This is a genomic window from Sphingomonas sp. S6 (assembly GCF_043498045.1).
Taxonomy (GTDB): Bacteria; Pseudomonadota; Alphaproteobacteria; order Sphingomonadales; family Sphingomonadaceae; genus Sphingomonas.
This window is the reverse complement of sequence record NZ_JBIEOE010000004.1, coordinates 400,614-416,415: the sequence shown is the minus strand read 5'-3', so window position 1 is coordinate 416,415 and position 15,802 is coordinate 400,614. Positions and strand designations below refer to the sequence as shown.

The 15,802-nt window shown below is 68.3% G+C and carries 17 protein-coding genes; 10 read left to right on the top strand and 7 right to left on the bottom strand.

Going from position 1 to position 15,802, the window contains the following annotated elements; genetic code table 11:
• Positions 1-5: 5 nt before the first annotated feature.
• The gene (locus tag ACGVWT_RS09745) at positions 6-209 is read left to right on the top strand and encodes a hypothetical protein (protein ID WP_043061132.1); all 204 of its coding nucleotides are present in this window, start codon (positions 6-8) and stop codon (positions 207-209) included.
• A gap of 7 nt (positions 210-216) precedes the next feature.
• On the opposite strand, the gene ACGVWT_RS09740 is transcribed toward ACGVWT_RS09745, so the two are convergent.
• From ACGVWT_RS09740 to ACGVWT_RS09730, 3 genes are read right to left on the bottom strand one after another with little or no spacing between them, the layout of a single operon-like run.
• The gene (locus tag ACGVWT_RS09740) at positions 217-858 is read right to left on the bottom strand and encodes a heme exporter protein CcmB (RefSeq protein ID WP_315460741.1); all 642 of its coding nucleotides are present in this window, start codon (positions 856-858) and stop codon (positions 217-219) included.
• Positions 858-1,412 carry a heme ABC exporter ATP-binding protein CcmA gene (ccmA, locus tag ACGVWT_RS09735; protein ID WP_315460742.1) on the bottom strand — a complete coding sequence of 185 codons (555 nt, stop codon included), beginning with the start codon at positions 1,410-1,412 and terminating at the stop codon, positions 858-860. The genes ACGVWT_RS09740 and ccmA overlap by 1 nt, the downstream gene beginning before the upstream one ends.
• Entirely contained in the window at positions 1,409-1,849 is a 441-nt protein-coding gene (locus ACGVWT_RS09730; RefSeq protein ID WP_315460743.1) for a metallopeptidase family protein, read from the bottom strand. The genes ccmA and ACGVWT_RS09730 overlap by 4 nt, the downstream gene beginning before the upstream one ends.
• 47 nt (positions 1,850-1,896) lie before the next feature.
• Here ACGVWT_RS09730 and ACGVWT_RS09725 point away from each other — a divergent pair, with 47 nt between their 5' ends.
• The gene (locus tag ACGVWT_RS09725; RefSeq protein WP_017980223.1) at positions 1,897-2,190 is read left to right on the top strand and encodes a 4a-hydroxytetrahydrobiopterin dehydratase; all 294 of its coding nucleotides are present in this window, start codon (positions 1,897-1,899) and stop codon (positions 2,188-2,190) included.
• A gap of 93 nt (positions 2,191-2,283) precedes the next feature.
• Here the strand turns inward: ACGVWT_RS09725 and ACGVWT_RS09720 are convergent, their stop codons facing one another.
• On the bottom strand, positions 2,284-3,072 hold the full coding sequence (locus tag ACGVWT_RS09720) for an SDR family oxidoreductase (RefSeq protein WP_315460744.1): 789 nt from the start codon (positions 3,070-3,072) through the stop codon (positions 2,284-2,286).
• A gap of 51 nt (positions 3,073-3,123) precedes the next feature.
• On the opposite strand from ACGVWT_RS09720, the gene ACGVWT_RS09715 reads away from it, so the two are divergent.
• Positions 3,124-3,876, top strand: a complete 753-nt coding sequence (locus ACGVWT_RS09715; RefSeq protein WP_315460745.1) for an ATP-binding cassette domain-containing protein — start codon at positions 3,124-3,126, stop codon at positions 3,874-3,876.
• Positions 3,873-5,408 carry an ABC transporter permease/substrate-binding protein gene (locus ACGVWT_RS09710; protein ID WP_315460746.1) on the top strand — a complete coding sequence of 512 codons (1,536 nt, stop codon included), beginning with the start codon at positions 3,873-3,875 and terminating at the stop codon, positions 5,406-5,408. The genes ACGVWT_RS09715 and ACGVWT_RS09710 overlap by 4 nt, the downstream gene beginning before the upstream one ends.
• On the opposite strand, the gene ACGVWT_RS09705 is transcribed toward ACGVWT_RS09710, so the two are convergent.
• Together ACGVWT_RS09705 and ACGVWT_RS09700 are read right to left on the bottom strand one after the other, a co-directional pair.
• A complete protein-coding gene (locus tag ACGVWT_RS09705) occupies positions 5,405-8,059 on the bottom strand; it encodes a TonB-dependent receptor (RefSeq protein WP_315460747.1) in 2,655 nt (884 codons plus the stop codon). The two genes, ACGVWT_RS09710 and ACGVWT_RS09705, sit on opposite strands and share 4 nt — an antisense overlap.
• A 122-nt stretch (positions 8,060-8,181) precedes the next feature.
• The gene (locus ACGVWT_RS09700; RefSeq protein WP_207771632.1) at positions 8,182-8,655 is read right to left on the bottom strand and encodes a MarR family winged helix-turn-helix transcriptional regulator; all 474 of its coding nucleotides are present in this window, start codon (positions 8,653-8,655) and stop codon (positions 8,182-8,184) included.
• An 82-nt stretch (positions 8,656-8,737) separates the two neighbouring features.
• Here ACGVWT_RS09700 and hppD point away from each other — a divergent pair, with 82 nt between their 5' ends.
• The 5 genes from hppD to ACGVWT_RS09675 all read left to right on the top strand — a co-directional run bounded on the left by hppD (position 8,738) and on the right by ACGVWT_RS09675 (position 13,437).
• Positions 8,738-9,823, top strand: coding sequence for a 4-hydroxyphenylpyruvate dioxygenase (gene hppD, locus ACGVWT_RS09695; RefSeq protein ID WP_315460748.1), 1,086 nt, complete (start codon positions 8,738-8,740; stop codon positions 9,821-9,823).
• A 299-nt stretch (positions 9,824-10,122) separates the two neighbouring features.
• Positions 10,123-11,433, top strand: coding sequence for a homogentisate 1,2-dioxygenase (gene hmgA / locus ACGVWT_RS09690; protein ID WP_315460749.1), 1,311 nt, complete (start codon positions 10,123-10,125; stop codon positions 11,431-11,433).
• A complete protein-coding gene (gene maiA, locus ACGVWT_RS09685) occupies positions 11,430-12,059 on the top strand; it encodes a maleylacetoacetate isomerase (protein WP_315460750.1) in 630 nt (209 codons plus the stop codon). The genes hmgA and maiA overlap by 4 nt, the downstream gene beginning before the upstream one ends.
• Positions 12,056-12,412, top strand: coding sequence for a Rieske 2Fe-2S domain-containing protein (locus tag ACGVWT_RS09680; RefSeq protein WP_315460751.1), 357 nt, complete (start codon positions 12,056-12,058; stop codon positions 12,410-12,412). Before maiA ends, ACGVWT_RS09680 begins: the two co-directional genes overlap by 4 nt.
• A 59-nt stretch (positions 12,413-12,471) precedes the next feature.
• Positions 12,472-13,437 carry an alpha/beta fold hydrolase gene (locus tag ACGVWT_RS09675; protein WP_315460752.1) on the top strand — a complete coding sequence of 322 codons (966 nt, stop codon included), beginning with the start codon at positions 12,472-12,474 and terminating at the stop codon, positions 13,435-13,437.
• Here the strand turns inward: ACGVWT_RS09675 and ACGVWT_RS09670 are convergent.
• Positions 13,428-13,955 (bottom strand): gamma carbonic anhydrase family protein, encoded by a 528-nt coding sequence (locus tag ACGVWT_RS09670; RefSeq protein WP_315460753.1) that lies wholly within the window; start codon positions 13,953-13,955, stop codon positions 13,428-13,430. The genes ACGVWT_RS09675 and ACGVWT_RS09670 overlap by 10 nt on opposite strands.
• A 186-nt stretch (positions 13,956-14,141) precedes the next feature.
• On the opposite strand from ACGVWT_RS09670, the gene ACGVWT_RS09665 reads away from it, so the two are divergent.
• Positions 14,142-15,566 carry a methyl-accepting chemotaxis protein gene (locus ACGVWT_RS09665; protein WP_315460754.1) on the top strand — a complete coding sequence of 475 codons (1,425 nt, stop codon included), beginning with the start codon at positions 14,142-14,144 and terminating at the stop codon, positions 15,564-15,566.
• Positions 15,567-15,802 lie beyond the last annotated feature (236 nt).

Sequence of the window (15,802 nt, the reverse complement as noted above, 5' to 3'; positions counted from 1 at the left end):
TTATCATGCAGCTTGACGACGATATCGCCAAGACCAACACCGACGACAGCCCTCCCAATCCGCTGTGGGGCAGACTAGCCCTGCTGATGTTCGGCCTGACCGTGCTGGCATTTCTGACCGCGATCGACCGTCCCGAATGGTTTCACTTGAAACCGGCGACCGGAACTGCGGCAGCCATGGTCTATGCATCGGATAACAACCAGGGCTGATCTTGCCCTAGTCCATCCCCGCACGGATCGCCGCGGCGGCGATCCAGGGTGCGCCCGCCGTCAGCAACAGGCTGACCGCGCCGAGCAGCTTCAGTGCCCCCACCCCATTGTCGAGCGATCCCGCGCCGAAGATCAGCAGCGGGATCGCGAGCGGCAGCATGACGAGGCCTGCGACCCCACCCCCTCCGCGCAGGCCCGTCACCAACGCCGATGTAGCCACCGCGAGAGCGGCGAGGCCTGGCGTGCCTACGAGCAACCCCGCCTCGACGCGCAGCAGGGTCGCTGCCGGCAGATCGAACAGACCGGCGGCGATTACCGCCGCCAGCATCAGCGGCGGCGCGAAGCCCAACCAGTGCGCGACCGTCTTGGCGAAGGCGACCAGCGCCAGCGGCACGCCCCGCACGGCATATTGATCGATCACCCCCGCCTCGACATCGGGCGCGACCAGCCGCTCGACCGGCAGCAGCGCCGCGAGCAGCGCCGCCGCCCAGATCACCCCGCCGCCGATCCGCCCGATCAGCGCCGCATCCGGCCCGACCGCAAAAGGAAACAGCGTCGCGACGAGCAGGAAGAAGGCGACCGGCCACAGCAACCCGCCGCCCGTCCACGCCCGCCGCAGGTCGCGCAGGATGATCGCGGACAGCCGCATCAGCCGAGCGCCAGCGTCTGCGCGCCCGGCAGCGCAAGCGGCAAATGCGTCGCCACCAAGGCGATGCCGCCGCCCGCACGATGGCCCGCGACCGCCGTCTCCAGCAATGCGACCCCCGCCCCGTCCAGCCCGTTCGCCGGCTCATCGAGCAGCCAGATCGGCGCCTCTGCTCCGATGACCCGCGCCAATCCCGCGCGGCGCCGCTGCCCGGTCGACAGCAGCCGCACCGGCACCGCCGCCGCCTCTGCCAGCCCGACCGCCGCCAGCGCCGCCGCCGTCCGGGCGCCGATCCAATAGCGCAGCGCCAACGCCAGCGGCCGCTCCGGGTCCAGCGCATGCGCCTCGCTCAGCAAGGCGACGTCGCCCTCCCGCGTCACCACACCCTCGACGGGCCGCAGCAGGCCGGCGGCGATGCGGATCAGGCTCGACTTGCCGACGCCATTGGGCCCGGTGACGCACAAGGCGCCGCCCGCCGCCAGCGCAAAGCCGATCCCCTCGAACAGCATCCGCCCGCCGCGCTGACAGCCAACATCCTCGAACCGCAGAACGCTCAATCCGCGGCCGCCTCTTCCAACGCATGCATGTCGTCGTCGGACAGACCGAAGTGGTGGCCGATCTCATGGATCGTCACGTGGCGGACGAGATCGTCGAGCCGCACGCCCGTCTCCACCCATTCGGCCAGGATCGCCTGCCGATACAGATGGATGCGATCGGGCAACGCCCCCGATTCCATCGACGATTTCTCGCCGATCGGTCGGCCATGATACAGGCCGGTCAGATCGAGCGGATGTTCGAGGCCGAGCGCCGCAAGCGTCTCGTCATCCGCCTCTTCCTCGACGATCAGGACGATATCGCCCAGATGTTGCGCGAACGCCGCGGGCAGCCGCGCGATCGTGTCGCGGGCGATCCCCTCGATCGCATCGGCGTCCGGCGCCAGGCCGTAGGCATCCTGCCGATCGGATTCTTGCCCATTAGATTCTTGCGGCGCCATGATAACGGCCATACCCCGGCGCCACGCCCTCCAGCAAGGAAGACCGGATGATCGAGGCTCTCAGCGAAACCGACCGCGCCGATGCGCTCGATGGCCTGCCCGAATGGGATTATGACGAGGCCCGCGACGCGATCACCCGCAGCCTGGTGTTCGCCGATTTCGTCGAGGCGTTCGGCTTCATGACGCAGGTCGCGCTGATGGCGGAAAAGGCGAACCACCATCCCGAATGGAAGAACGTCTACAACCGCGTCGAAATCCTGCTGACCACGCACGACGCCGGCGGCCTCAGCCACCGCGACATCGACATGGCCGAGGCGATCGACGCAATCGTCGACGAGTAACGGCAACGCATTTCCCACCCACCGTCACCCACTCTCGTCATCCCGCCTCCGCGGGGATGACGAGCGGGGGGAAATATGCCGCAGTTTCCCAACCTACCGCATCGCCCGCCGCATCCGCTTGCGCAGCGATCCCGGCATCCAGCGCGCGGCGAAGCGCATCCGCTCCGCGGTCTTGCCGACATAGGTGTGGACCGCGTCGCCATGCACCGCCTTCCACGCGGCCTCCGCGACCACGTCGACCGGCGTCAGCTCCAGCCCTGCGCCGGTCACACTCTCACGGATGGTGCGGTTGCTGCCCGACGACACGCCGTTCAGCAGCGGCGTTTCGATGAAGCTCGGTAGCAGGCAGCGCACCTTGATGCCCTCCGCCGACCATTCGCCGTCCAGCGCCTCGCTCAATCCCCGCACCGCGAACTTGGTCGCCGAATAGGTTGCCAGCCCCGACGAGCCGTAGATGCCCGAGGCCGATGACGTGTTCAGCAGCACCGACCCCGGCGTCCTTGCCAGATACATATGGCCGATGCGCGCGCCGTTCAGCACGCCAGTGAAGTTGATCGCGACCGTCCGGTCGATCTCGTCGAAGCTCGCCGTTGCGATCGGCCCGCCGGTGCCGATACCGGCATTGTTGAACAAGACGTCGAGCCGCCCGCCGCTGACGCGCGTGAAGCCGTCGAGGCTCGCCGTCCACGCATCGCGATCGCGTACGTCCATGCCATAGCTCTGATGCCCCTCGCCCGGCAGCGCCGCCAGTGTCTCGGCAAGGCCGCCCGCATTGACGTCGGCAACGCCGACCAGCCAGCCGCGGCTCGCGAACAGCCGCCCGACCGCGCGGCCGATACCCGATCCGCCGCCGGTGATGAAGATCGCCTTCCGCTCGCCCATCTCGCTCTCCCTATTGGACTTTGCATCAGGCATCCCGCATCGTCGGCCCCGATGCCAGCAGAATCGCTCCGCTTCGATGCCGTGACCAAGAGGTTCGACGACACGGTCGCGGTCGATGGCGTTTCGGCGACGATCCCTGCAGGCCAGTTCGTCGCGCTCGTCGGCGCATCCGGCTCGGGCAAGTCGACCTTGCTCAAGACCGTCAACCGTCTGGTCGAGCCGAGCGACGGCCGCGTGCTGATCGACGATGCCGACGTCGCCACCCGCCCCGCGCCGGCGCTGCGCCGGGGCATCGGCTATGTCTTTCAGTCGATCGGCCTGTTCCCGCACATGACCGTCGCGGAGAATATCGCGATCGGTCCGCGCATCGCCGGGGGGCCGCCCGTCGACGTGCCCGCACTGCTCGATCTCGTCGCCTTGCCGCGCGAACTTGCCGGCCGCAGGCCCGACGCGCTGTCGGGCGGGCAGCGCCAGCGTGTCGCCATCGCCCGGGCGCTGGCGCCGGGTGCCAAATTGCTGCTACTCGACGAAGCGTTCGGCGCGCTCGACCCGGTGACCCGCGATGCGCTGGGCCAGGAGATCCGCGCGCTGCACGATCGCCTCGGCCTCACCACGATCCTCGTCACACACGACATGGCCGAAGCCTTGCTGCTCGCCGACCGCGTGCTGGTGATGCAGGCGGGCAGGCTCGTCGCGGATGCCACCCCCGCACAGCTGCTGCGCGGCGAAGGCGGCAACACCGCGCAGGCGCTGGTCGCGGTGCCGCGCGATCAGGCCGAACGGCTGCGCGAGATGGCACGATGAACGCCCTCGTTGCCGCACTCGGCCGCGTGCCGCCGTTGCTCGCCCAGCACGTCCTGCTGTCGGCAGCGGCGCTGGCGCTCGGTATCGCGATCAGCCTGCCGCTCGCCATCCTCGCCGCGCGCCGCCCGCGGATCGGCACCGCGATCCTGGGGATCGCCAGTCTGATCCAGACGATCCCGGCGCTGGCGCTGCTCGCGCTCTTCTACCCGCTGCTGCTGTGGCTGTCGGGGCTGGTCGGCGGCGGGATCCCGGCGCTCGGCTTCCTGCCCTCGCTGATCGCGCTGACGCTCTATGCGCTGCTGCCGATCATCCGCAACGGCGTTGCCGGCCTCGTCGGCATCGATCCCGCCGTCACCCAGGCGGCGGATGCGGTCGGCATGACGCCCGCGCAGAAGCTGCGGCTGGTCGAAGCGCCGCTCACGCTACCGGTGCTGGTCGCCGGCATCCGCACCGCCGCGGTGTGGACCATCGGCGCGGCGACGCTCTCCACGACGGTCGGCCAGCCCAGTCTCGGCGACATGATCTTCGCGGGTCTGCAGACGCAGAACTGGGCGCTGGTGCTGGCGGGCTGCATCGCCGCCGCCGGGCTGGCGCTCGTCACCGACGCACTCATCGGCCTTATCGAACGCGGCATCGCGCACCGCCGCCGGCCGCTGTGGATTGGCGCGCTGATCGCGCTCGTCGCCGGCCTCGCACTCGCCACCGCGCCGCTGTGGCAGCGCGCTGACACGAAGGTCGTGACGATCGGCGCCAAGAACTTTTCCGAACAATATATTCTCGCCCGGCTGATCGGCGATCGACTGGAGCGCGCTGGCTATACGGTCCGCTATCGCGACGGCCTCGGCTCGGCGGTGGTCTATGGTGCGCTCTCGGGCAACGATGTCGACGTCTATGTCGATTACGCCGGCACGCTGTGGAACGGCCAGATGCACCGCAGCGACGTGCCTGACCGCCGCGCGATGGTCGCCGCGATCGGCCGCTGGACGCAAGCCAGCAGCGGCGTACGCCTGATCGGCCCGTTGGGCTTCGAAAACGCGTATGCCTTTGCGATGCGCGGCGCCGATGCGAAAGCACGCGGCATCGCCAGCCTGGCCGACCTCGTTGCCGCCGCGCCCTCACTCAAGCTCGGCAGCGACCTCGAATTCCTCGAACGGCCCGAATGGGCGGCGGTGCGCCGCGCCTATCCTCTGCGCTTCGCCGCGGCCAAATCCTACGCGCCGACCTTCATGTACCGCGCGCTCGCGAGCGGCGAGGCGGACGTGATTTCCGCCTTCTCCTCGGACGGACGGATCGCCGCGGACGGGCTGACCGTCCTTACCGATCCCAAGCGCGCCATCCCGAGCTACGACGCGCTGCTGCTCGTCGCCCCGCGCCGTGCGAAGGACGCCGCCTTCGTCGCGGCGCTCCAGCCGCTCGTCGGCCGCATCCCGGTGACCGCGATGCGCGAGGCCAACTATCGGGTCGACCGCGACGCCGACAAGCAGCCCCCCGACCAGGCGGCGGACTGGCTCGCCCGGCGGATCGGCCTTTAGAAGAACAGCTTCCGCAACGACAGCCGCACCGTCCGTCCGATCGGGTCCTGATAATCGGGCTGGTAGCTGATCGGCGTCACGCCCGTGGCGTCGGTCACGCGCTGGCGACTGTTGAAGATGTTGCTGACCGAGAAAGTGACGCGCGTACCGCGGATCCACGGATGCGCCTTCACCAGACTGAGCTGCTGGCCCAGATCGGCGAACAGCCGCAAGTCGGCGGTCGCGAGGCCGGAGAAGTTGAGCGTTTGCGGGTTCGCCGCGGTGCCGCCATTCACCCGCGTGCCGGTCGCATAATTAGCCGACAGGCGCACGCCGATGCCGTTGTTCGAATAGCCCGCTTGCCCTTGGAATTCATGCCGCGGCTGGCCACCGTTCGATCCCAGCGCATCGCCGTTGAGCAGATCGAGCACCGGGCCGCCGTTGGCGATCGTGGTCCGCTGGACCAGATGCCAGGTGTGGTAGAAGGCGAACTGGACGCGGCCACCGCCAGCGCCGCCGCGGCCACCCCCGAACCCGCCGCCACCGAAGCCACGGCCGCCGCCACCCGGACCGCCGAAGCCGCCGCGCGGCCGGTCGCCACCATCGGCTTGCTGGTTCGGGCGCGCCGCGGAACCGTCACCCGCCTGCCCGCTGGTGCCCTGCGTCGCATTCTGGTCGCCGCCCGCCGGTGGGGCGCCCGCGCCCCCACCCGGACCGGCCCCATCGCCGCCGCCACGCCGCCGTCCGTCCGCACCGGGGAAGCGCAAACCGGCGAACGGATTGGGGCCGGTGCCGGCGCGGAACGCCTCGATCTGCTTTTGGACCTTGGACTTGATCGGCTTGGAGAAATTGATCCCCCAGCGGAATTCCGAGCTTTCCGCGCGTGCGAAATTGACCGGTCGCGTGTCGAGCCGGGTCAGCTCGCCGTCGGCGTCGCGGCTGAAGCGGTCCGGGAATGCCGATTCGATCACCGCGGTCGGCGACGGGAAGCCCTGGATCGGGTTGCGCGTATCCTGCTTGGTGTAGTTGCCGATGATCGTCAGGTCGGTCTGGTCGATCGGCCGGATCGTCACGCCCAGCTTGGTCACGCGGCGGCTGCTCTCGCGCAAGCCCGGATTGCCGCCGCTGATCGTCGTCACCGTCACCGTCTGGCCCTGCACATAGTCGAAGACGCGCACGTTCGGCGTCACGACCGTCGGGTTGCCCAGCTGCTGCGCGGTCGGTGCAACGTCCTGCTGATTGATCGACCCGATGACGCGGATCGCGTTGATCGGCGCCCAGTTCACGCCATAGCCATAGGCGGTCAGCGTGCCGAAGTCGGACAGCTGATTGACCGCCGCATTGCCGTTGATCGACAGATTGCCGAGGAACGGCAGCACGGCGCGCGATTTGCTGGCGATCGGTAGGTCGATGTTGACGCGCGCATTCGCCTGATCACGCGACACCCGGCCGCCGCTGACCAGCCCGGCGCGCAGCGAGTTGCTGGTGAACTGGCTGGTCTGCGCACCGACGCGCACCGCCGTCGTCACGTCGCCCGCGGGCAACGTGAACAGCGGCCCGTTGACCAGCGCCTCCAGATCGCCGGCATTGGACACCGAATGCGCGCGGTTGGTGCCCCGGCCGGCGACCGTGTCACCGATCGTGCGCGTGTCGGCACGGTCGAACGATCCCGTCACCGTCCAAAGCCAGCGCGGGCTCAGCCGCCCGTTGAAGCTGGTGCCGAGGTGCCCGGTGACGCCGTTGGTCTGCTGGCGCAGAGGATCGCCGCTGACCGGCACGCCGGTGCCGTCGAGCGGCAGGCCGAACTGCCCGGTGCTCTGCGTCGCCGCGATCTCGCCGTTGATCGAGGCGTTGATGTCCTCGCCGATCGTCTTGGCATAGGTCGCGTTTGTGCCGAAGCTGCGGCTGAACGGCAGCAGCGTGCGATACGGCCGCTGGTCGAAATTGTTGGTCTGGCCCTCAGTCGACGCGGCGGCGATATCGCGCTCCGATTCGGTCAGCGCCGACGTCTGCTGGTATTTGCTGTGAATGTTGAGCCGCGCACCCTGGCGGATGGTCAGCAAGTCCAGCTCGCCCTGCGGCGTGTTGCTGCCGCCTTCCGTCGCGCCCTTGTCGGCCAGCTCGACCGTCGTCGCGCGGAAGCGGCGGCGTAGCACGAAATTCACCACCTTCTGGTCGGCGGTATAGCCGTATTTCAGCGCGACCTCTTCGGGCAGGATGTCGACGCGCAGGATCGCCTCGGTCGGGATGTCGCGGATCTCCTGGAAGCCCGAGATGCGATGCCCGTCGAGCAGCACCACCGGCGGTCCACCCGCGCCGCTCTGCGTCTGCGGCCCCAGTTCGGTGAGCAGGTCGGACACGCTGCTGACGCCATAGCTGCGCACGTCGGCGGGGCTCAGCGTCTGTTCGGCGGGGATGTCGCCGACGACGGAGCCCACCGGCTTGCGGCCGGTGACGACGATATCGCCCTCTTCGCTGTCCTCCTCCGCCGGAGCGGCGGGTGGCGCCGCCGGGGTCGCGGGTGCGGCCTGTGCGGTCGCCGCCGCGGGCGCTGGCGTCGTCGGGTTCGGCGTCGGCGCGGGAACCGGTGCCTGCACGGGCGCCGGCACCTCTTGCGCCAGCGCCATCGCCGGCCAGCTTGCCGCCACCATCATCGCCGCAACGATCCGCATGATTCGCTTGTCCCTCTTACCCGCCGCCGTCCCTGTGGCGACCGGCAGGCGCGTAAACGCCAATTGTCGCACGATTGTGCCAGCGCGGTGTCCGCGATGTGGGAACGCGCTGCAGGATGCGATCAGGTGTCGAGCGCCAGCGTCACCGCCTCGACCCGGCGCAGCATCTCCATGAACCGCGCGACGTCGTCGGCCGGGAATTGCGAAAAGATGCGGCTTTCCAGGTCCAGCGCCTTGGGTGCCACCACCGCATACAGGTCGCGCCCCGCATCGGTCAGGTCGAGCAGGTGCGACCGCCGGTCCTCCGGATTGCCGCGCCGGTCGAGCAACCCCCGGTCGACCAGCGCGATAGCCGCGCGGCTGACCGTCACCTTGTCCATCCGCGTGGCCCGGCCGATCGCCTGCTGCGTGATGCCGCCCGTTTCGGCGATCACCGCGATCAGCCGCCATTCCGGAATCGTCAATCCGAACAACGCCTCATAGGTCCGCGCAATCGAATCGCTGACGAGGTTGGACGTCACCGACAGCCGGTACGGGATAAAATCGGCCAAAACCAACGATGGCGCGGGCGACGAGGCTGGGCGTGGGTCGGCCATGCCGCATTCGTATCAGTTGACACCAGTTTGGCAATGTCGCAGGGTTTGGTAACGGATGATACCATCTCGGAAGGCCAGACTGATGACCGATGCCGCCCAGACCGACCACCATATCGACGTCAACCCGATGGGGCTCGACGGCTTCGAATTTTGCGAATTCACTTCGCCCGATCCGGATGCGCTGGCCAAGCAGTTCGAGGCATTGGGCTTCGTCCCCGCCTCGACGCACAAGACGCGCGCCATCACCCGCTACAAGCAGGGCCGCATCAACCTGCTGATCAACCGCGAAGACAGCGGCCACGCCGCCGACTTCCGCGCGGCGCACGGCCCGTCGGCGAGCGCGATGGCGTTCCGGGTGCAGGACGCGCGAGGAGCCTATGACGCGGCGATCGCACGCGGTGCCAAGCCCGCCCCCGCCGGTCAGTCGCTCGACGGCATCCCCGCACTGGAAGGCATCGGCGGTTCGCTGCTGTACCTCGTCGATCGCCATGGCGCCGAAGGCAGCGTCTACGACGATTGGGATCAGGTGCCCGGCGCAGCGGAGGCGGAAGCCGAGAACAACGTCGGACTCGACCTGCTCGACCATCTGACGCACAACGTCCGCCGCGGTCAGATGCGCACCTGGTCGGCCTTCTACGGCCAGATCTTCGGCTTCGAAGAGCAGAAGTATTTCGACATCAAGGGCAAGGCGACGGGCCTGTTCAGCCAGGCGATGATCGCCCCCGACCGCGCGATCCGCATCCCCTTGAACGAAAGCCAGGACGACAAGAGCCAGATCGAGGAATTCATCCGCGATTACAACGGCGAAGGCATTCAGCACCTCGCACTGACCACCGACGATATCTACACCACGGTCGAAAAACTGCGGTCGCGCGGCGTCAAGCTGCAGGACACGATCGAGACCTATTACGAACTCGTCGACAAGCGCGTGCCCGGCCATGGCGAGGATCTGGAACGCCTGCGCCAGAACCGCATCCTGATCGACGGCAATGTCGGCGAAGAGGGCTTGCTGCTCCAGATCTTCACCGAAACCATGGTCGGCCCGATCTTCTTCGAAATCATCCAGCGCAAGGGGAACGAGGGCTTCGGCAACGGCAATTTCCAGGCGCTGTATGAAAGCATCGAGCTGGATCAGATCCGCCGCGGCGTAATTACCGTCGACGCCTGACCCACTTCCCCCGTCACCCCGGACTCGTTCCGGAGTCCACTCCGCGGCGAGGGGGGAGGGCCTGAGCCTCTTGCCCTTCCTTCGTGGAGGAGTGGACTCCGGAACAAGTCCGGAGTGACGAAGGATGGGACGCCGGGGCGACGCCCCAAGTCGTCATCCCCGCGCAGGCGGGGATCCAGACGCGCTACCGTCGGCGATGGAGCCGCAGCGTCAGCCAGTCTGGATTCCCGCCTCCGCGGGAATGACGAATAATGAGGTAAGACCACGGGGTGGTGGAAACAGGAGAGGACGCCAAAACAATGACCGACCACCACCCCCGCAGCGACTATATCCCCGGCTTCGGCAACCACGTCGCGACAGAGGCCGTCCCCGGCGCGCTCCCGATCGGCCGCAATTCGCCGCAGCGCCCCGCCTTCGGCCTCTACGCGGAACAGCTGAGCGGCACCGCCTTCACCGCGCCGCGCCATGAGAACCGCCGCTCGTGGCTCTACCGCATGCGCCCGACCGCGGAGCATCCGCATTATACCCGCTACGACGGCGCAGAGCGCTTCGCCCCCGGCACCGTCGACGCGCCGCTCGCGCCGAATCGCCTGCGCTGGAATCCGGTCGCGGAGTCGCCGCACGGCACCGACCTGATCGACGGCATGACGACGATGCTCGCTAACCGGCATCCGGCGGACCTCGAAGGCGTGGCGATGCACGTCTACGCCGCCAATGCCGATATGACGCACCGCGTGTTCATGGATACCGACGGCGAGCTGCTGTTCGTGCCCCAGGCGGGCCGTCTGCAGCTGCTGACCGAACTTGGTCGTCTCGACGTCGCGCCCGGCCAGATCGCGTTGATCCCTCGCGGCGTCCGCTTCCGCGCGCTGCTGCCGGATGGCGAGGCACGCGGCTATGTCTGCGAGAACCACGGCACCCTGTTCCGCCTGCCTGATCTGGGCCCCATCGGTGCCAACGGCCTCGCCAACCCGCGCGACTTCGAAACGCCGGTCGCCTGGTTCGAGGATCGCGACGAACCGACCGAGGTGGTCCAGAAGTTCATGGGATCGCTGTGGACGATGACGCTCGACCACAGCCCGCTCGACGTCGTCGCCTGGCACGGCAACCTTGCGCCTTGGCGCTACGATCTGTCGCGCTTCAACACGATCAACACGGTCAGCTTCGACCATCCCGATCCGTCGATTTTCACCGTCCTCACCTCGCCCAGCGACGTGCCCGGCCGCGCCAATGCGGACTTCGTGATCTTCCCCCCGCGCTGGATGGTGGCGGAGAACACGTTCCGCCCGCCCTGGTTCCACCGCAACGTGATGAGCGAGGCGATGGGCCTCATCACCGGCGCCTATGACGCCAAGGCCGACGGTTTCTCGCCCGGCGGTATCTCGCTGCACAATCTGATGGCGGGCCACGGCCCCGATGTCACCAGCTGGCAGGGTGCGTCGGCGGCGGAGTTGAAGCCGCACAAGATCGACGGCACGATGGCCTTCATGCTGGAAAGCTGCTGGCCCTATCGCCCGACCGCCTATGCGCTCGACAATGCCCAGCTCGATTACGATGCAGTGTGGAACGACTTTCCGAAGGCCAAGCTGCCCAAGGATCCAACGGCATGATCCTGCACGGCTATTGGCGCTCGGGCGCCGCCTATCGCGTGCGCATCGCGCTGGCGCTGAAAGGTATAGCCTACGACCAGGTCAATCACGACCTGCGCACCGGCGGCCACACCGATCCCGATTATGCCGCGCTCAACCCGCAGCGGCTGGTGCCCGCGCTGGAGGTCGACGGCCTGATCCTGACGCAGAGCGTCGCGATCCTCGAGTGGCTGGAGGATCGCTTCCCCACCCCCGCCCTGCTCCCCGTCGATGCCAACGGCCGCGCCATCGTCCGCGCGATGGTCGCAACGATCGCGACCGACGTTCACCCGCTCCACAATCTGCGCACGCTCAAGGCGCTGCGGCAGGATTTCGGCGCGAGCGAGACCCAGGTCAACGCCTGGATGGCGCATTGGATGGGGCTGGGCTTCGCGGCGTTCGAGGCACTCGCGACCCGTCACGGCGGCACCTTCTGCTACGGCGACACCCCCACCCTCGCCGATTGTATTGCCGTTCCCGCGCTCTATTCGGCCGAGCGGTTCGGCGTCGACACCACACCCTATCCCCGCATGGTCGCCGCCGCCGCACGCACCGCGGACCTGGCGCAGGCCGCCCACCCCAGCCGCCAGCCCGACGCGGACGCGTGACCGAACGCCTGTCCACCACCCCCGCCGGCGTCGCGCTCGCCCCGCTCGCCGACATCGCCGACGGCAAGGCGCGCAACTTCGTGCTCCAGATGCGCGCCGGCCGCTTCCACGGTTTCGTCGTGCGGCAGGGCGATGGCGTCGTCGGCTATGTCGACCGCTGCCCCCATGCCGGCGTACCGCTGACCCAGACGCTCGACGATTATCTGACCCCCGCGGGCGACCTCATCGCCTGCAACTGGCACGGCGCGTTGTTCACCATTGCCGAGGGGCGATGCGTCGGCGGCCCTTGCGTCGGTCAGCATCTGACGGCATGGCCCGTCACCGTCGTCGACGGGATCGTCACCACCGCGTGATCCGCGCCCCAATCCATGCTACGCCTCGTCGCTTCGAACCTTGAGCGACGGAGACGGGCATGCAGAGCGCGACACGCTGGACCCTCGGTAGCCTGATGGGCGGCGCGGCGCTGACGGTCGCCGGCGGACTCGGGCTCTCCTACTATTCGGATCGGCTTGCGCGCGACGCGGAGCGACAGGTGCCGCCCGACGGCCGCTACATCCGGGTAGATGGCGCCCGGTTGCATTATGTCGACAAGGGTACCGGCCCCGCGATCGTCATGGTCCACGGCCTTGCCGGCCAGTTGCGCAACTTCGGCTATGGCATGCTCGATATCCTGGCCAAGGACCATCGCGTCATCCTCGTCGACCGTCCCGGCTCGGGGTATTCGACCGCCGACGAGGATCGCGAACCGAATGTCGTCGAACAGGCGGCGATCGTCGCGCGCTTCATCGAAGCCCTGGGGATCGACCGGCCGTTGCTCGTCGGCCATTCGCTGGGCGGTGCCATCGCGCTGGCGCTGGCGCTCGACCATCCGGCGCTGATCCGCGGCCTCGCGCTGATCTGTCCGCTCACCCAGCCGCAGGACGGCGTGCCCGAAGCGTTCCGCAGCCTCGCCGCCATCCCGCCGTCGCTGCGTCGACTGATGGCGAGCACGATCGCTACGCCGCTGAGCCGCCTCACCTCGGAACGGACGCTCGCCGCGGTCTTCGCGCCCGAAGCGCCGCCCGCCGATTTCGTCACCCGCGGCGGCGGCGCCCTGTCCGCCCGCCCTGCAGCGATCGCGGCGGCGGCCGCGGACCTGTCGCATGCCGCCAGCGACATCGGCGCGATTGCCGCGCGCTACGGCGACCTTCGCGTGCCGCTGTCGATCCTATACGCGCGCGAAGACCATGTCCTCGACCCCGACCTGCACGGCCACCGCACCGCCGCGGCGATCCCCGGCGCGCGGATCGACGTGATCGAGGGCGGCCACATGATCCCCGTCACCCGGCCGGATAAGACCGCCCGCTTCGTCTCGGAGGCGTCGGCGCGCTACGCCTGAAGCGCGCGTAGCCCGGTGCGATAGCGTTCGGCATTGGCGACATAGGTCGCCGCCGACAGCCTGAGGCCCGCGATCTCCGTCTCAGTCAGCGGGCGCAGCACCCGCGCCGGGCTGCCGACGATCAGCGATCCGGGCGGGAAGCTCTTGCCCTCCGTCACCAGCGCGCCCGCGCCGACCAGGGAATCGGCACCGATCACCGCGCGGTTGAGCAGCGTCGCGCCCATACCGATCAGGCTGTTATCACCGACGGTCGCGCCATGGACGATCGCATGATGGCCGATGGTGACGCCGCGCCCGATCGTCGTCGGCACGCCGGGATCGGCATGTACCATCGCACCGTCCTGCACATTGCTGTCCGCGCCGATCGTGATCGGATCGTTGTCGCCGCGCAGCACGGCATTGAACCAGACGGACGCCCGCGCACCCAGCGTCACGCGCCCGATGACCTGCGCACCCGGCGCGACATAGGCGTCGGCGGCAAGGTCAGGCTGGGCATCGTCCAAAGCGTAACAGGTCATCGACGCGTCCTTCGCAAGCCATTTTGAGCACACATATTCAAAACGGTTCAGTGCCAAAATGGACGTAGTTTACCGGGCCTTTACCCTTTTCGCGCAAAGCGGACCAATCGATTCCGAGAAGCATCGGTGGCCCGGAGGGGGGAGCCGCTTCAGCTCGACGGTCTACGCGAAAAGGAACGCCGAACGATGCTAAACTGGTTTGAGAAAAGCGCCCCCATCAAATTGAAGTTCAAGGTTCTGCTGGTGATCCTTGGCCTGTTCACCGCAGGCGGCATCGCCACCACCTACCTTGCCGCGCTCGCCGATCCCGCGCAGGTCCACGTGTATCTCGCCGTCGCCTGCGTGCTGACCGCGCTCACCATGGCGACCGTGTTCGTCGCCGGCAAGCTGATCAGCGATCCCTATGTCGCCACCGTCGTCCGGATGGAGGGGCTGGCCGCGGGCGATCTGACCACGCCGATCGCCAACACCGACTATCGCGACTGCATCGGCCGCATTTCGCGCGCGATGGAAATCTTCAAGGATAATGCCGAACGCGTCCAGGCCGGCGCCGCCGCGCAGCAGATCATCGTCGGTTCGCTCGGCGAAGGGCTGACCCGCCTTGCCGGCGGCGATCTCAGCTATCGCATCGACCGCGCCTTCCCGGCCGAATACGAACAGCTCCGCATCGACTATAACCGTGCGATGGACGCCGTCGCCGAAACGATGAGCGCGGTCACCGATGCCACCAATGGCATCAACAGCGGCGCAATCGACATCCGCCAGGCCTCCGACGATCTGTCGCAGCGCACCGAACAGCAGGCCGCGAGCCTGGAGGAAACCGCCGCGGCGATGGACGAGATCACCTCGACCGTCCGCCAGACGGCCGCCGGCGCGGTCCGCGCCAACGGCGTCGTCGAGGAAGCGCGCGTCGAGGCCGAACAGTCGGGCGCCGTCGTCGCGCGTGCGGTCGAGGCGATGGGCGGCATCGAGCGCTCGTCGAACGAGATTTCGGAGATCATCAGCGTCATCGACGGCATCGCCTTCCAGACCAATCTGCTGGCGCTGAACGCGGGCGTCGAAGCGGCGCGCGCTGGCGACGCCGGCAAGGGCTTCGCGGTGGTCGCCTCCGAAGTGCGGGCCCTGGCGCAGCGCTCGGCGGAAGCGGCCAAGGACGTCAAGACGCGCATCAATGCCTCGTCCGAACAGGTCGAAGCGGGCGTCGAACTGGTCAGCGAGACCGGTCAGGCGCTGCAACGGATCATCGGCCGCTTCGGCGAGATCAGCAGCCTCGTCAGCCAGATCGCCACCGCCGCCGAACAGCAGGCGACCGGCCTGCAACAGGTCAACACCGCGGTCAGCGAGATGGACGGCGTGACGCAGCAGAATGCCGCGATGGTCGAGGAAGCCACCGCCGCCGCGCGCAGCCTGTCCGCCGAATCGGACGAGCTCGCCCGCCATGTCGCCCGCTTCAAGGTCGGCGACGGCGAGCCCAAGCCGGTGCCGGCGGTACACCAGCTCCAGAATCGCGCCGCCGACGCCGGGCGCCGCATCGCCCGTGCCAGCCGCCGGGCCACCGGTGGCGGAGCGGCCGTGGCCGTGGCGCCGAGCGACGACTGGTCCGAATTCTGATCCCGCGACCGGCGGGTCCCTGCCCGCCGGTCTTCTTCCCTTTGGCTTTGAGAGAAAGGCGACGCCATGTCGGTTCGATTGAACGACGACCGTTTTCGTGTCGTCGCCCGCCACCAAGGCCGCCGGACGGCGCGGCGACATCCGACCCGGACCGGTTTGCGTCGTGCGAAATTCGCACCCATTTCGGTTGCTCAACCGCTCGTTAAACACGTGTCGCGACAACCCGCGCTCATGGT

What these genes read in the sequence shown, in the direction of transcription:
- ACGVWT_RS09665 (WP_315460754.1), top strand. Translation starts at nt 14,142, where the DNA reads ATGCTAAACTGGTTTGAGAAAAGCGCCCCCATCAAATTGAAGTTCAAG.
- ACGVWT_RS09725 (WP_017980223.1), top strand. Translation starts at nt 1,897, where the DNA reads ATGATCGAGGCTCTCAGCGAAACCGACCGCGCCGATGCGCTCGATGGC.
- hmgA (WP_315460749.1), top strand. Translation starts at nt 10,123, where the DNA reads ATGACCGACCACCACCCCCGCAGCGACTATATCCCCGGCTTCGGCAAC.
- ACGVWT_RS09730 (WP_315460743.1), bottom strand. Translation starts at nt 1,849, where the DNA reads ATGGCGCCGCAAGAATCTAATGGGCAAGAATCCGATCGGCAGGATGCC.
- ACGVWT_RS09745 (WP_043061132.1), top strand. Translation starts at nt 6, where the DNA reads ATGCAGCTTGACGACGATATCGCCAAGACCAACACCGACGACAGCCCT.
- ACGVWT_RS09700 (WP_207771632.1), bottom strand. Translation starts at nt 8,655, where the DNA reads ATGGCCGACCCACGCCCAGCCTCGTCGCCCGCGCCATCGTTGGTTTTG.
- ACGVWT_RS09715 (WP_315460745.1), top strand. Translation starts at nt 3,124, where the DNA reads ATGCCAGCAGAATCGCTCCGCTTCGATGCCGTGACCAAGAGGTTCGAC.
- ACGVWT_RS09720 (WP_315460744.1), bottom strand. Translation starts at nt 3,072, where the DNA reads ATGGGCGAGCGGAAGGCGATCTTCATCACCGGCGGCGGATCGGGTATC.
- ACGVWT_RS09670 (WP_315460753.1), bottom strand. Translation starts at nt 13,955, where the DNA reads ATGACCTGTTACGCTTTGGACGATGCCCAGCCTGACCTTGCCGCCGAC.
- ACGVWT_RS09710 (WP_315460746.1), top strand. Translation starts at nt 3,873, where the DNA reads ATGAACGCCCTCGTTGCCGCACTCGGCCGCGTGCCGCCGTTGCTCGCC.
- maiA (WP_315460750.1), top strand. Translation starts at nt 11,430, where the DNA reads ATGATCCTGCACGGCTATTGGCGCTCGGGCGCCGCCTATCGCGTGCGC.
- ACGVWT_RS09705 (WP_315460747.1), bottom strand. Translation starts at nt 8,059, where the DNA reads ATGCGGATCGTTGCGGCGATGATGGTGGCGGCAAGCTGGCCGGCGATG.
- ACGVWT_RS09740 (WP_315460741.1), bottom strand. Translation starts at nt 858, where the DNA reads ATGCGGCTGTCCGCGATCATCCTGCGCGACCTGCGGCGGGCGTGGACG.
- hppD (WP_315460748.1), top strand. Translation starts at nt 8,738, where the DNA reads ATGACCGATGCCGCCCAGACCGACCACCATATCGACGTCAACCCGATG.
- ACGVWT_RS09675 (WP_315460752.1), top strand. Translation starts at nt 12,472, where the DNA reads ATGCAGAGCGCGACACGCTGGACCCTCGGTAGCCTGATGGGCGGCGCG.